The sequence below is a fragment of the Mesorhizobium metallidurans STM 2683 genome (assembly GCF_000350085.1).
Taxonomy (GTDB): Bacteria; Pseudomonadota; Alphaproteobacteria; order Rhizobiales; family Rhizobiaceae; genus Mesorhizobium; species Mesorhizobium metallidurans.
This window is the reverse complement of record NZ_CAUM01000040.1, coordinates 34,304-48,703: the sequence shown is the minus strand read 5'-3', so window position 1 is coordinate 48,703 and position 14,400 is coordinate 34,304. Positions and strand designations below refer to the sequence as shown.

Sequence of the window (14,400 nt, the reverse complement as noted above, 5' to 3'; positions counted from 1 at the left end):
TGGTTCACATCCCCGCCAAATCGCTCATCAGCCCTGACGCCACGGACAGCCGCGACACCGTGATCTCGCCGCCTTCGGTCAGCGCCTGCAGCCGCTCGCGGATGCGTGCTACCCGCTCGCCGCCGGCCTCCAGCCATGCCGCCACCAGGTCCGCCGCCTTGGCGTGGCCGGTGAGTGCGGCCACCGCGATGCCGCGCCGGGCAGCGCCGATCGTGTCGGTGGCGCGGGAAAGCGCCAATTGATCGTAATAGTCCGATGGCGAGATCGATCGCGCCGCTTCCTCGACACGCGGGATGCGGAAGGCATCGCTGACCGCGAAAAACACCTTCGCGGTGGCAACGATGTCGGCATTCGCCGTCCGTGCCGCCAGAGCGATGTCGGGGATGAGTTCCCCCACCTCGCTCAGCGCCAATTGTCCGGCCAGCCGTTCCGGCGCGCCGCCCTTGAACAGGCTGTGCCGCCGCTCCTCGATCCGTTCGCGCGAATAGGCCGGCAGCAGCGAAACGAGTTTCGGTTCGAGCGCCTTGCGCGCCTCCTGCAATTCGGCGATCCGCTGACCGAGCGGTGCAGTGCCGGTGTCGTTCTTCAGATACCAGCCGCTGGTCACATAGATAAGCCGGCTAACAGACTGGTAGAGGTCGAGCTGCGCCTGGCCGTCGATCTGATTGTCGAGCGCGTCGATCTCCAGATAGAGCGCCGGCAGCGCAAAGCCGTCGCGGACAACCGCGAAGGTCCGCACCACGTCGGCTGCCGTGCGTCCGGTCGCTTCCTGCAGCCGGTTGACGAAGGAGGGGCCGCCACGATTGACCAGATCGTTGGCGACGACACGGGCGATGATCTCGCGGCGCAGGCGATGGCCGTGGATCTCGGCCGCATATTTCTTCGCCATGCGGTCCGGGAAATAGCCCATCAGGTCATTGTCGAAATGCGGATCGTCCGGCACGTCGCTGGCGACGATGTCGGAGAAGAGAACGATCTTGGCATAGGCGAGCAGCACGCCGAGCTCGGCCCTGGTCAGCGGCTCGCCGCGCGCTTCACGCTCGGCAAGCGCCGCGGGAGACGGCAGCGTCTCGACGGCTCGGTCGAGCAGGCCCCGCGCTTCCAGCGCCGTCATGAAACGACTCTGATGCGCAATGTCGGCCAGGCCGCGCTTGCGGGCAACCGACAGCGCTAGCGTCTGCTGGTAATTGTTGGACAGCACGAGCGAGCCGACCTCATCGGTCATCTCGGCCAGCAATTTGTTGCGCACTGGCCGCGTCAGCGCTCCCTTGCGCATGGCCGAGGCCAGCGCGATCTTGATGTTGACCTCGACGTCGGAGCAGTTGACGCCGCCTGAATTGTCGATGGCGTCGGAATTGCAGCGGCCGCCATTCAGTCCGAATTCGATGCGGGCGCGCTGCGTCACGCCGAGATTGGCGCCCTCGCCGATGACCTTGGCGCGCACGTCGAGCGCGGCCACCCGAATGGCGTCGTTGGCGCGGTCGCCGGCATCCGCGTTCGTTTCTGTCGATGCCCGCAGATACGTGCCGATGCCGCCGAACCACAAAAGGTCGACCGGCGCCTTGAGGATGGCGCTCATGATCTCGACCGGCGAGGCGGTCGTCTTGGCCAGACCTATCGCCGCGGCCGCGGCCGGCGGCAGCGTGATCGACTTCTGGCTGCGCGAGACGATGACGCCGCCTTCCGACAGCTTGGTCTTGTCGTAGTCCTGCCAGCTCGAACGCGGCAGATCAAACATGCGTTTGCGCTCCGCCATCGAGGCCGCCATGTCAGGATCGGGATCGATGAAGATGTCGCGATGGTCGAAGGCGGCGATCAGCCTTGTCTGTGGTGATAGGAGCATGCCGTTGCCGAACACATCGCCCGACATGTCGCCGACGCCGACGACGGTGAAGGGTGAGGTCTGGATATCGCGGTTCATCTCGCGGAAATGCCGCTTCACCGCTTCCCATGCGCCCTTGGCGGTGATGCCCATTTTCTTGTGGTCGTAGCCGGCCGAGCCGCCGCTGGCGAAGGCGTCGTCGAGCCAGAAGCCGCGCTTTTCGCTGATCGCATTAGCGATGTCGGAGAAGGTCGCCGTGCCCTTGTCGGCGGCGACGACGAAATAGGGATCGTCGTGGTCGCGCCTGACCACGTCAGAGGGCGGGATGACACCGTCCAGGCCGATATTGTCGGTGATCGACAACAGGCTCGAGACAAAGTTCTTGTAGGCCGAGGTGCCCGCTTCAAGGATGGCGTCGCGGCCGGCGCTCATCGGCAGCTTCTTCGGATAAAAGCCGCCCTTGGCGCCGACCGGCACGATCACGGCGTTCTTGACCTGCTGTGCCTTGACCAGGCCGAGCACCTCGGTGCGGTAGTCCTGGGCGCGGTCCGACCAGCGCAAGCCGCCGCGCGCGACCGGGCCGAAGCGCAGATGCACGCCCTCGACCTCGGACCCGTAGACGAAGATCTCGCGCCACGGCCGCGGCGCCGGCAAGCCATCGACCGCTTGCGAGTCGAGCTTGATCGCCAGCGATTGGCCTTTTGCTTTCGTATCGGCAACGAAATGATTGGTGCGCAGCGAGGCTTCGATCAAATTGAGATAGCGGCGGATGATGGTGTCGTCATCGATGTTGGGCACCTCTTCCAGCGCATCCCTGATCTTGGCCTTGAGATGCTTGGCCGCCACCGCGCCTTCGCCCTCGGCCGTCGGTCCGAGACGGGCGACGAACAGCGCGTGCAGGCCGCGCGCGATGTCGGGATAGCGGTTGAGTGCGGCGGCGATGAAATCCTGGCTCTGGGGAATGCCTGCCTGCTGCAGATAGCGGCCATAGGCGCGCAGGATGGTGACCTCACCCGACCACAGGCCGGCCGTCTGGGCAAGCCCGTTATAGCCGTCATTGTCGATGTCGCCGCGCCACACCGACAGGAACGCGTCCTCGAACAGCGCGCCGCCGTCGCTAAGGTCGATCGGCTTACCGTAGCTGTTTTCGAGCTCCATGTCGTGGATGAAGACCATGCCCGGCTGATCACTATTGATCATGCCTGAGGCCTCGTCGCCGACCTCGAAGGTGCGCTCGCTGATGACGCGGAAGCCGATGTTCTCCAGCACCGGCACCCGCCTGGAGAGCGCCACCGGGCTGCCATGGTGATAGATCTTGAGCGCCGCCTGATGCGGCTTCTCGCCGGCATGGCGGTAATAGTCGATGGCGATCGGATTGCCGGCATCGATCCCGGCAATCCGCCTGGCATCGGCCAGCGCGACAGTCGCGCTGAAGGAATCGCGGTAGCTCTCGGGGAATCGCGCCGCAATGCTCTTCAGCGACTGGTCGCTGCCGCCGGCTTCCGCTGCCTCGGACAGCGCGTCTTCCCAGGTGCGCACGATGTCGCGAACCGCCGCCTCGATGGCTGCCTGCTCGACCTTCGGTGTCTTGCCGCCGGAACGGCCGATGATGAAATGGACGCGCGCCAGCCCGCCCTCCGGAAAGGCCGGGTAATAGGCCGACAGCCGGCCTTCGAACACCGTCTTGAGATAGGTGCCGATCTTCTCGCGCACGACGCTGTCATAGCGGTCGCGGGGCACGAAGACGAGGATCGAGACGAAGCGGTCGAACTGGTCGGCGCGTACCAGCGCCCTGACGCGCGGCCGCTCGATCAGGCCGAGAATGGCTGCGGCGTGCTTTTTCAGGATCGGAATCGGAACCTGGAACAGTTCGTCGCGCGGATAGCTCTCCAGCACATTGATCAGTGCCTTGCCGGAATGGTCGTGCCGGTCGAAACCGGATTTGGCGATGACGGTTTCGGCCTTCGACCTGAGATAGGGGATCTTCATTACCGAGCGCGTGTAGGCGGTCGAGGTGAACAGGCCGACGATACGCAATTCGCCGGCAAGCGCGCCCTTGGCGGTGTAGGTCTTGATGCCGATGTAATCGAGATAGATGCGGCGGTGGACGGAAGACTTGGCATTGGCCTTGGTGACGATCAGCGGTTCCGGCCCATGCAGGAAGGCGCGGATTTCCGGCGTCGTCGTCACCGCTTCGGTGCCGCGCCTCAGCACCAGTACGTCCGGGTCGGACAGGATGCCGAGACCGGGCTTTTCGGCGCGCTCCAGCGTGCCGCTCTCCTCGCCGCCGGTGTATTTGAACTCGCGCATGCCGAGGAAGGTGAAATTGTCGTCGCGCAGCCACTCCAGGAAGGCGATGGCTTCGGCGACGCTCTTCTTGTCGAGCGGCACCGCCGAATAGCGGAACTCGGAGATCGCCTGGTCGAGCCTGGCAAGCATCGGCTTCCAGTCGCTGACGGCGGCCCGGACCTGGTTGAGCAACTTGCGCAGCCGCTGCGCCAATGCATCCGCCTGCTCCGCGGCGAGGCGGGGGATATGGACATGGACCACGCTCAGCCGGTCGTGAGCGCTGTCCTCCTTGGCGGCGCTGCCATCGCCGAGAATTTCCTCGACGCCGTCCTTGCCGTGGCGCACCACGATGACGGGATGGGTGACCAGGGTCGGTTCTCCGGCAGTCTCGGTGATCTCGCCGAGGATGGAATCGAACAGGAACGGCATATTGTCGTTGACGACAGTGATGACCGTGATCGGACGACCGTCGCGAGCGACGCCGGAATCGGCATCGACGGCGACGACGCACTCGCCTTTTCCATGGCTAGCGACCGCATGGCCCGCCAGATCCGCGGCGCGTTCGAGGTCGGCGGCATCGTAGGCGGCAATGTCTTCCGCCGGCGCGCGGGCGAGCAGATAGTCGGCAAGCCTGGCCGGCCTTTCCTCCATTTTCGCCGCTGCGGTGGCTTTTTTCTTCGACTTAGCTGCGAATTTCACGCTAGCCATGATGCCAATCCCTCCCGTCACATGCTTTTGCAACTATGGTAGCAGATGACCGGTGTTTGGCGACAAAGGTTTGACGGCTTGCGACGAAATGTCGGAAATCGGCGCAGATCACGGATGAATGATAAGGAGGCGTGTCCATGACAGGCAGGATTACCGCGCTTGACCTCGCGCAGGCGGAACTGAGCGAAGCAACGAAGGCCTATTTCGCCAAATGCGAGGAGAAACTTGGCCTCGTTCCCAACGTGCTCAAAGCCTACGCCTTCGACGAGAAGAAGCTGCGCGCCTTCACCGACATGTACAACGATCTGATGCTGGGCGAGTCGGGGTTGTCGAAGCTGGAGCGCGAGATGATCGCGGTGGCCGTCTCCTGCGTCAACCACTGTTACTATTGCCTGGTCGCCCATGGCGCGGCGGTGCGCCAGCTTTCCGGCGACCCGGCCTTCGGCGAGATGATGGTGATGAATTTCCGCGCCGCCGATCTTTCCGACAGGCAAAGGGCAATGCTCGAATTCGCGGTCAAACTGACCGAAGAGCCGGCCAGGATCGTCGAGGCCGATCGGGCCGCACTTCGCCAGGCTGGCTTTTCCGACCGCGACATCTGGGACATCGCCTCGACCGCCGCCTTCTTCAACATGTCGAACCGGGTGGCGGCGGCGATCGACATGCGGCCGAACGACGAATACCACGCCATGGCGCGGTGAGGCGGAACGTCCGCAAGCCAATTGCACCGTATATTAGCTATTGCGCATTCTCGTTGCTTGTTGGCCGGTTTGGTCCGATGATGCGCATGCGGCATGACCGCGTGCCGGTTCGATGCTGCTGATCAAGGGAGGAGAACATGGCGAAATTTCTCTACGTCTATCATGGCTCGGGCAAGATGCCGACCGACGAGGCCGAGCGGAAGGCAGCGATGGATGCCTGGAATGGCTGGTATGCCAAGCTTGGCTCGGCCGTGATCGACGGCGGCAATCCGGTCGGCATGTCGAAGACCGTGCTGCCGAGCGGCAAGGTTGAAAACAATGGCGGCAGCAATCCGACCGCCGGCTATACGATCGTCGAAGCGAAAGATATCGACGATGCCGTCGCCAAAGCCAAGGATTGCCCGATCCTGACGGACCCCGGCTTCAGCGTCGAGATCGCGCCGATCATCGACATGATGTGAGGGAAAGGCTTGCCGGCCAAACATCTCACGGCTAGAAGTTCCGTCCCGACACCCATTTCGAGCTTCACTTTGCCTCAGTAACCGCCGGTCTCGTCAACTCCCCCGACACAATGCAAGGCTTCGCACTCGCGATGCCTGTCTCATTCAATGTGTTCCTCAGGGTGGCGGTTCGAGACCGGTTTGGCATTGCTGAACCACTGTCGCACTGCCGCGACGCCTGATTTCCAACTGCCGCAGCCTCTCGCCACGCCGTGCCTGCATGGGCATCTCGACATCGCCGATCTGACGAACTTCCCGACGGGAAGGGCTTATCGGCATGTCTGCCCTGCTGCGTATCCGCTGGGCGATCGCGCCCAAAACCGCGCCTCGACCGCTCATCAACTGCAATCGCTGCGGCGGCAGCAAGCCGTATCAATGCAGCAAAAAATTCCGCGTTAACGCCAACGGCAAGCGCATCGACGCCTGGCTGATCTATCGTTGCATCGATTGCGGCAATTCCTGGAATTTCGGCATCCTGGAGCGGTGCAACCGCCGCGACATCGAGCCGGCCTTGCTGCAGGCCCTCGAAAGCAACGAACCGGCCCTGGCGCGTCGCCATGCCTTCGATGTCGTCGCGCTGCGAAGCAGGATCGGGCGCGCGGAGGAGTTTCCCGACGTCACCATTCGCAAGCAAATGCTCGGCGACAGGCCGGAAAAGACAACCGCCCTGGAACTTCAGCTCGAATTGGAAATGCCGACATCCCTGCGCCTCGAGCGTCTGCTGGCCGGGGAACTCGGCATCTCCAGGTCGAGACTTCAGGTCTGGGAAGACAAACGATTGCTGGTCGTGGCACCCGATGGGGCCACGGCATTGCGCAGGCCGGCGCGCGAGGGCACGATGATCCGCATCGATCTGGCCGGCGAAACCGACCGCGACGCCATCATCTCGGCCGCCGGCGGGTAAAGCAAAAGGGAGGGAGCAGTGTTCCCTCCCTCGATAATTGTTCCGGAGAAAAAAGCCTAAGCCGCGCCGACCACCTTGGCCGACTTCTCGAAACGCTTGCGCTCGTTCGGGTCGAGATAGAGCTTGCGCAGCCGGATGGTCTTCGGCGTCACTTCGACCAGTTCGTCGTCCTGGATCCAGGCCAGCGCCCGCTCCAGCGTCATGCGGATCGGCGGCGTCAGCTTGACCGCTTCGTCCTTGCCGGCGGCACGGATGTTGGTCAGCTTCTTGCCCTTCAGCACATTCACTTCGAGATCGTTGTCGCGGCTATGGATGCCGATGATCATGCCCTGATAGACCTTGACGCCCGGATCGATGACCATCGGGCCGCGGTCTTCCAGGTTCCACATGGCGTAAGCCACCGACTCGCCCTGCTCGTTGGAGATCAGCACGCCGTTGGTGCGGCCCGGCAATTCGCCCTTGTAGGGCTCATAGGCATGGAACAGCCGGTTCATCACGGCGGTGCCGCGCGTATCGGTCAACAGTTCCGACTGGTAGCCGATCAGGCCGCGCGTCGGCGCGTGGAAGACGATGCGCTGGCGGTTGCCGCCGGACGGGCGCAGCTCGACCATCTCGGCCTTGCGCTCCGACATTTTCTGGACGACGACGCCGGCATGCTCCTCGTCGACGTCGATGACGACTTCCTCGACCGGCTCCAGCAATTCGCCATTGTCGCCCTTCTGCATGACGACGCGCGGCCGCGACACGGCGATCTCGAAGCCCTCGCGGCGCATCGTCTCGATCAGCACGGCCAGCTGCAATTCGCCGCGGCCGGAGACGAAGAAGGAATCCTTGTCGGGCGATTCCTCGATCTTCAGCGCGACATTGCCCTCGGCTTCGCGCAGCAGGCGGTCGCGGATGACGCGGCTGGTCACCTTGTCGCCTTCGGTGCCGGCCAGCGGGCTGTCGTTGACCAGGAAAGACATGGTCACCGTCGGCGGATCGATCGGCTGCGCATGCAGCGGCTCGCTCACGGCCGGGTCGCAGAACGTGTCTGCGACCGTGCCTTTCGACAGGCCGGCGATGGCGACGATATCGCCCGCCTGCGCTTCGTCGATCGGCTGGCGCTCGAGCCCGCGGAAGGCGAGGATCTTCGAGACACGGCCGGTTTCGATCTGGGTGCCGTCATGGTGCAACACCTTGACCGCCTGGTTGGATTTCAGCGTGCCGCTCTCGATGCGGCCGGTGATGATGCGGCCGAGGAAGGGATTGGCTTCCAGGATGGTGCCGATCATGCGGAACGGGCCGGGATGCACGGTCGGCGCCGGCACATGCTTGATGACGAGGTCGAACAGCGGCGCCAGGCCCTCGTCCTTCGGACCTTCGGGGTTCTCCGAGACCCAGCCGTCGCGGCCCGAACCGTAGAGGATCGGGAAGTCGAGCTGCTCGTCGGTGGCGTCGAGTGCGGCAAACAGGTCGAACACTTCGTTGACCACCTCGACATGGCGGGCATCCGGCCGGTCGATCTTGTTGATGACGACGATCGGCTTCAGGCCGACCTTGAGCGCCTTGCCGACGACGAACTTGGTCTGCGGCATCGGCCCCTCGGCGGCGTCGACCAGCACGATGGCCGAATCCACCATCGACAGGATGCGCTCGACCTCACCGCCGAAATCGGCGTGGCCAGGCGTGTCGACGATGTTGATGCGGGTGTCCTTCCAGTCGACCGAGGTCGCCTTGGCCAGGATGGTGATGCCGCGTTCCTTTTCGAGGTCGTTGGAATCCATGGCGCGCTCGGCGACGCGCTGGTTGTCTCGGAAGGAGCCGGACTGCTTCAAAAGCTGGTCGACGAGGGTGGTTTTTCCATGGTCGACGTGCGCGATGATCGCGATATTACGAATTTTCATGTTCTGGTCTCGGGAGCGTTGCAGGCAGCAGGCCAAAAGGCGCCGCCTCTTTCGGTTGCGCGGCTCATACAGGGTTTTTCGCATTTGCGAAAGAGGAGGCTCGTCACCAAATATTTGGTCACCAATTCTTAAGCCTCTTCGTGTCAAATGTTTTTTGTTAACCAAGGCGGAACCGTACGTGCTCCGAGCAGTTCAATTTTCATGATAGATCCACTCAGCAGATTGCGTCCGATCCTGGCATGGGCAGCCCTCGCCGTGATTCTCGCGGCGGGTGCGGCGCAGTCGGCTGCGACGGTCGAGGATGCGAGCGCTGCCCTGAAGTCCGGCACGCGGACGGCCGAGCGGCTTTTCGCCGACGCCCCCTATGGCGTCGACCCGGTGGTGACCGGGCCGGTCAGCGCCTCTTTCAAACAGAAGCAGCAGGCCGCCGGCTGCGACAGCGCGGTGTGGCCCAAGATTCCGACCGTCTGCTACCCGGATTAAGACTGCTTTCGGCACATTGTTCCTGAATCTTGTCGACGCCGGCGCGGCCCCTCATCCGCCTGCCGGCACCTTCTCCCCGTAAACGGGGAGAAGCCCGCTGCGCGCAATGTCGACCCTCCTTCTGCAACGTTCGCGATTGGCGAAATCTTCGATGCAAGCTGATTTCTCCCCCGTTTACGGGGAGAAATGCCCGGCAGGGCAATGAGGGGCAGCGCGACGCTGCTGGTCCTACAGGATGACCCGTGCCCTCACGCCGACCGCACCGGGTCGAGCGTGACCTTGTAGAGTTCGTTGTCGTCGCGATCCATCAGCCGCACCGTCATCTGCTCGGTGGCGCCATCGATGTCGACAAGGCCGAAGAACTGAAGGCCGGCCGACGGCGGCAGGTTCTGGCCCTGCTCGGCGGTCGGCGCCTTGATGAATTTCAGCTCCGGCCCGAAGGTCATGTCGAAATCATTGGGACCGAAGGTGCCGGCATGGATCGGGCCGGAGACGAATTCCCAGAACGGATTGAACTCCTGGAACCGCGCCTTGTCGGGATTGTAGTAATGCGCCGCCGTGTAATGCACGTCGGCGGTCAGCCACACGGTGTTGTCGATGCTGGCGTTCTTGATGTAGCGCAGCAGGTCGGCGATCTCGAGCTCGCGACCCTTTGGCGCACCATTGTCGCCATTGCTGACCGCTTCGGCGCCGGCCTTCTTGGTGGCGTCGTTCCAGACGATGAGGCCGAGCGGCATGTCGGCGGCGATGATCTTCCAGGTCGCCTTGGAGTTTGCCAGCTCGCGCTTCAGCCATTTCGTCTGCCGCTCGCCGAGTATGCGCGATTGCGGCGTCATCGTATCCTGCATGCCCGGGCCGTTGGCGCCGCGATAGGAGCGCATGTCGAGGAAGAACACGTCGAGCAGCGGCCCGTAGGCGATCTTGCGATAGACGCGGCCAGGTTCTGATGGCTCGTAGCGGATCGTCGTCATCTCGTGGAAGGCGCGCGCCGCGCGGGCGGCCAGCACATGGATGGATTTTTCGCTGTAGCGGTCGTCGGTGCTGAGATCCTTTGAATCCGACCAGTTGTTCAGAACCTCATGGTCGTCCCACTGGTAGAAGGTCGGACAGATGGCGCTCAAGCCCAGCACGTGTCTGTCCATCATGTTGTATTTCCACTGGTCTCTGTACTCCTCCAGCGTCTCGGCGACCTTGCGCTTGCCGTCGATCAGAACGACGTTCTTCCACTTGCCGCCGCCGGGCAGATCGACCTCGTCCTTCATCGCGCCGTCGGCATAGATGGTGTCGCCGGAATGCAGGAAGAAATCGGGCGCATGCTTGCCGATCGTGGCGTAGGTCTTCATGCCGGTCTCGTCGATGCCCCAGCCCTGGCCGGCGGTGTCGCCCGACCAGGCAAACTTGATATCGCGCTTGGAGGCCGGCGCCGTGCGGAAGCGGCCGACGATCGGCTCGGAGACGGCGTTGATGTCGGCGAGATCGGCCGCAATCATGCGGTAGAAGATATCCTGATCGGCGGCGAGGTCGGTGAGCAGCCGTTTCACCGTATAATCGCTCGCCGGCGACGTATCGAGCGGCGCAAGGCGGGTGGCATTGGCGAAATTCTCAGTCGACGACACTTCGAACATGACGCGCGACGGGCGGTCGGTGCGCGTCCAGACCATGCCGCTGGTTTCATCGATATCGCCGGACTGGACGCCATGGGTGAAAGCCGGTCGCTGGCTGGCGCGGGAATAATAGGGAAGCGCAAGCCCCGAGGCGCCGACGAGGCCAACGGCGCTGGCCGAGGTGACGAAAGCGCGGCGTGAAATCTTGTTCATGGCTGTCTCCTGGATGGCTTGAACGTCGCCACCAAGGTCCGGCCTCAATGTTTCAGCCGCATCTCGAAATCATGAAGGTTTCGTTACAATCGACAGGCAGAAAACGTCATGCGAACGGGGCAGCCCGTCATCAGGTCACCCTTTTGAAGTTTCGGCCGCGAAGGTGTGTTGAGATTCAGGTCAGGCCGAGCCGAAAATGGTGGTTTCCGAGAACCGGCCTACGCCGGCCGTAGCCTTCATAGGGCGCCCATGAGTGCTTCGGCCGGCGAAGGCCGGAGCGGAGCGTACTTTTGGGTACGTGAGCACCGGAAGCGCAGGAACCCGCCGTTTGCAGGCCGGCCTCACCTGAATATCAGCACACCTCAAGCCGCTTGCGGTTCCGGGTCGAAGGCCGGCTTACCGGTGTTGATCAGCAGCGAGATGCAGGCCGCTGCAATCGCGGTCATCCCGGCAATCAGGAAAGCCAGTTCGTAATTGCCTTGCAGTTCGCGCATCGTGCCGCCGAAGAGAGCGGCGGTTGCCGCCCCGACCTGATGGCCGGCTACGATCCAGCCGAAGACGATCGGCCCGCTGCGGTCGCCGAACGCCTCGTTGGAGAGCCTCAGCGTCGGCGGCACGGTCGCGATCCAGTCCAGTCCGTAGAGCACGGCGAAGACGATCAGGCTGGTCGCCGAGAAGCCGGAATAGGGCAGATAGATCAGCGACAGGCCGCGGATCGCGTAATAGACGCCGAGCAATTTTCGCGGATCGTAGCGATCGGTGAGCCAGCCCGACAGCGTCGTGCCGATCAAGTCGAATATGCCCATCAACGACAGCAGGCCGGCGGCCTGCACCTCGCCGATGCCCATATCGCCGCAAAAGGCGATCAGATGCGTGCCGACCAGACCGTTGGTGGTGAAGCCGCAGACGAAGAAAGTGGCAAACAGGTACCAGAACACGCGGGTGCCGGCGGCGCGCCGCAATGTGGTGAGCGTGTGCGTCAGGAAATTGCCTTGCGCGGCCGGCGGCGTCGGCGGCACGTCATCCAAATCGGCGCCATAGCGCACCATGCCGATCGCGGCCGGGCGCTCCGGCACCAGCATATAGACCAGCGGCACAAGAGCGGCGGTGGCGACCGCAATGGCGATGGCGACCGGCTTCCAGCTGCCCGACTGGGCCAGCGATGCGAGAAGCGGCATGAACACCAGCAGGCCGGTGGCGCTGGAGGCCGACATCAACCCCATCACCAGGCCGCGATTGGTCTTGAACCAGCGATTGACGATGGTGGCGCCAAGCACGGTGGCGACAGCACCCGAACCGACGCCGGAAAAGACGCCCCAGGTCAGAAACAGGTGCCACGGCTTGGTCATCAGCAGGCTGAGCGCGGTCGAGCCCGACATCAGCAGCAGGGCTGCAAGCAGCGTGCGGCGCAGCCCGATCCGTTCCATCAGCGCCGCGGCAAACGGTCCGGTCAGGCCGTAGAGGAAGATGCCGATGGCAGCGGCGAGCGAGACGACATCGCGCCGCCAGCCGAAGCTTTCCTCCAGCGGCAGCATCATGACGGCTGGCGCCGACCGAAGTCCCGCCGCGATCAGCAGGCAGAGGAAAATGACGGCGACCACGACGAAGGCGTAGCGCTGGCCAAAGGGGCGGGATCGGGCTATCATGTTACTGACCGGTACGTTGCACTTGCTCAGGTATACGTACCGATCGGTAACACTGTCAAGCAGGCCACGGCATATCGACCATGAAAAGCATTGAACCAACCATCAACCCGGATGAAGTGACACCGCCTCGTGCCGGAGAGAAGATTCTGCGCGTGGCGCGTGACCTGTTCTACCGGCAAGGCATCAGGGCGATCGGCGTCGATGAGATCGTCAAGCGTGCCGGCGTCACCAAGCCCAGCCTCTACCGCAGCTTTCCGTCCAAGGACGAGCTGGCCGCCTCCTATCTCAGGCAATACGACCTCGAATTCTGGGAGCGTTTCGACGAGGCGGTGGACTCCCATCCCGGCGATCCGCGCGCGCAGATTGCGGCCTTCCTGACCCGTATCGGCAAGCGCACGCAGAAGCCCGGCTATCGTGGCTGCGGCATGACCAATGCGGCGGTCGAGTATCCCGAACACGGCCACCCCGCCCGCATCGTGAGCGAGGCCAACAAGCAGGAATTGCGGCGCCGATTGCGCGTGATGGCAGGCGCGATGGGCGCGCGCGACCCCGACACGCTGGGCGATGGGCTGCTGCTCCTGATCGAGGGCGCCTATATCAGCGGCCAGTTGTTCGGGCTCGGCGGACCGGCGCAATCGGTCGCCCGCAACGCCGATCTCTTGATCGAAGCAAGCCTGAAGAAATAGCGTTCCGTTTACCAGATCGCTCAGAGCAGCCTGACTTGTTCTAGGCCACCCCGGAATTTGACGATACGCTGCGGCGGCCCGAAACGAAGACGTCAGCAAGGGAGACGTCCGTCATGCGCGCTCTTTTGATCCCGCTAGCCTTCGCCGGCTTCTGTAACGCCGCTCAGGCCGGCGACATATCCAGCGCCTATACCGATCTCGATTCAAAGAAGGACTGCGTGACTTATGCGCAGGCCGAGGAAGGCGAGGGCGACTGGGCGAGCCTCACCTGTTCGGGCTATCGCGGCTACCCCGTGCTGATCGCTTACGACGATGCCCGCGAATCGCTGTTCTACGGTTTTCCCTCCAGCGACATGACCACGGTCTGGGAAAGCTTCGTCGGCTTCAATTCGGCCGGACCCAGGCTCGAATGGCGCATCGAGACGAATGGCGACCGTGCCGTTCCTTTCGCGGTCATCCACCGCCGCTCGATCAGCAATCCCGAGGACGAGAGCAAATCGACCGAGGTACTGGTCGTCGCCAAGGTCTCCCAGCCGGAGAAGTATGACGGCTGCACGGTCGGTCTGGTGCTGGCCACCGGCAATCCCGCGGCCAACGATGAGGCGCGCAAGCTCGCCGACGAGAAGGCGCGCGGCTTTGCCTGCGGCAAGGACATGAGCGTGACGGTCGGCGACGTACCCTCTTTCGGCCGCGTCGACAATTAGTCCGAAGTTCGCGGCCCTAAACCGCTGAAAGCTGAATCTTTTGAGTCGGTTGGGCCGAAAATCGCTTTTGAGAAGTGTCCATGTCTCTGTCCATTTCGCCCTTCACACCTCGGCCAATTTGTGATTCGATTCGGCTGAAAACGTTCGTTGATGCCAGTGGGGGGTGTGTCCAGTAGCGGAAAACCCACTTTTCAGATACGCGAATCAAATCAAGCAGTTGCTTGTCTCGCGAGCGCAAACTTCGGATTAGTGGT

Annotated in this window: 10 protein-coding genes; 6 read left to right on the top strand and 4 right to left on the bottom strand. The window is 63.2% G+C overall.

Features of this window, described 5'->3' with window-relative positions; genetic code table 11:
• Positions 1–4: 4 nt before the first annotated feature.
• Positions 5–4,819: an NAD-glutamate dehydrogenase gene (locus MESS2_RS07790; protein WP_008873625.1), complete on the bottom strand. Its 4,815-nt coding sequence runs from the start codon at positions 4,817–4,819 to the stop codon at positions 5–7.
• Positions 4,820–4,956: 137 nt separating this feature from the next.
• Between MESS2_RS07790 and MESS2_RS07785 the strand changes: the two genes are divergently transcribed.
• From MESS2_RS07785 to MESS2_RS07775, 3 genes are all read left to right on the top strand, one after another.
• Positions 4,957–5,520, top strand: coding sequence for a peroxidase-related enzyme (locus MESS2_RS07785; protein ID WP_008873624.1), 564 nt, complete (start codon positions 4,957–4,959; stop codon positions 5,518–5,520).
• 137 nt (positions 5,521–5,657) lie between these two features.
• Complete coding sequence (locus tag MESS2_RS07780; RefSeq protein ID WP_008873623.1) at positions 5,658–5,981, top strand: YciI family protein; 324 nt, start codon at positions 5,658–5,660, stop codon at positions 5,979–5,981.
• 316 nt (positions 5,982–6,297) lie between these two features.
• The gene (locus tag MESS2_RS07775) at positions 6,298–6,924 is read left to right on the top strand and encodes a DUF1062 domain-containing protein (protein ID WP_008873620.1); all 627 of its coding nucleotides are present in this window, start codon (positions 6,298–6,300) and stop codon (positions 6,922–6,924) included.
• A gap of 56 nt (positions 6,925–6,980) precedes the next feature.
• Here MESS2_RS07775 and typA read toward each other — a convergent pair whose 3' ends face one another.
• On the bottom strand, positions 6,981–8,810 hold the full coding sequence (gene typA, locus MESS2_RS07770) for a translational GTPase TypA (protein ID WP_008873619.1): 1,830 nt from the start codon (positions 8,808–8,810) through the stop codon (positions 6,981–6,983).
• Between the two features lie 201 nt (positions 8,811–9,011).
• On the opposite strand from typA, the gene MESS2_RS07765 reads away from it, so the two are divergent.
• A complete protein-coding gene (locus MESS2_RS07765; RefSeq protein ID WP_008873617.1) occupies positions 9,012–9,293 on the top strand; it encodes a hypothetical protein in 282 nt (93 codons plus the stop codon).
• A 248-nt stretch (positions 9,294–9,541) separates the two neighbouring features.
• Here the strand turns inward: MESS2_RS07765 and MESS2_RS07760 are convergent, their stop codons facing one another.
• Together MESS2_RS07760 and MESS2_RS07755 are read right to left on the bottom strand one after the other, a co-directional pair.
• Positions 9,542–11,110 (bottom strand): alkaline phosphatase D family protein, encoded by a 1,569-nt coding sequence (locus MESS2_RS07760; RefSeq protein WP_008873616.1) that lies wholly within the window; start codon positions 11,108–11,110, stop codon positions 9,542–9,544.
• Positions 11,111–11,472: 362 nt separating this feature from the next.
• Complete coding sequence (locus tag MESS2_RS07755) at positions 11,473–12,756, bottom strand: MFS transporter (RefSeq protein ID WP_008873615.1); 1,284 nt, start codon at positions 12,754–12,756, stop codon at positions 11,473–11,475.
• Positions 12,757–12,836: 80 nt separating this feature from the next.
• On the opposite strand from MESS2_RS07755, the gene MESS2_RS07750 reads away from it, so the two are divergent.
• Both MESS2_RS07750 and MESS2_RS07745 read left to right on the top strand, forming a co-directional pair.
• Positions 12,837–13,442, top strand: coding sequence for a TetR/AcrR family transcriptional regulator (locus tag MESS2_RS07750; RefSeq protein WP_008873614.1), 606 nt, complete (start codon positions 12,837–12,839; stop codon positions 13,440–13,442).
• A 113-nt stretch (positions 13,443–13,555) separates the two neighbouring features.
• A complete protein-coding gene (locus tag MESS2_RS07745) occupies positions 13,556–14,146 on the top strand; it encodes a hypothetical protein (protein ID WP_008873613.1) in 591 nt (196 codons plus the stop codon).
• Positions 14,147–14,400: the final 254 nt, after the last annotated feature.

Excerpts from the sequence above, each read along its gene's own strand:
- MESS2_RS07790 (WP_008873625.1), bottom strand. The coding sequence starts at position 4,819 with ATGGCTAGCGTGAAATTCGCAGCTAAGTCGAAGAAAAAAGCCACCGCA.
- MESS2_RS07785 (WP_008873624.1), top strand. The coding sequence starts at position 4,957 with ATGACAGGCAGGATTACCGCGCTTGACCTCGCGCAGGCGGAACTGAGC.
- MESS2_RS07780 (WP_008873623.1), top strand. The coding sequence starts at position 5,658 with ATGGCGAAATTTCTCTACGTCTATCATGGCTCGGGCAAGATGCCGACC.
- MESS2_RS07775 (WP_008873620.1), top strand. The coding sequence starts at position 6,298 with ATGTCTGCCCTGCTGCGTATCCGCTGGGCGATCGCGCCCAAAACCGCG.
- typA (WP_008873619.1), bottom strand. The coding sequence starts at position 8,810 with ATGAAAATTCGTAATATCGCGATCATCGCGCACGTCGACCATGGAAAA.
- MESS2_RS07765 (WP_008873617.1), top strand. The coding sequence starts at position 9,012 with ATGATAGATCCACTCAGCAGATTGCGTCCGATCCTGGCATGGGCAGCC.
- MESS2_RS07760 (WP_008873616.1), bottom strand. The coding sequence starts at position 11,110 with ATGAACAAGATTTCACGCCGCGCTTTCGTCACCTCGGCCAGCGCCGTT.
- MESS2_RS07755 (WP_008873615.1), bottom strand. The coding sequence starts at position 12,756 with ATGATAGCCCGATCCCGCCCCTTTGGCCAGCGCTACGCCTTCGTCGTG.
- MESS2_RS07750 (WP_008873614.1), top strand. The coding sequence starts at position 12,837 with ATGAAAAGCATTGAACCAACCATCAACCCGGATGAAGTGACACCGCCT.
- MESS2_RS07745 (WP_008873613.1), top strand. The coding sequence starts at position 13,556 with ATGCGCGCTCTTTTGATCCCGCTAGCCTTCGCCGGCTTCTGTAACGCC.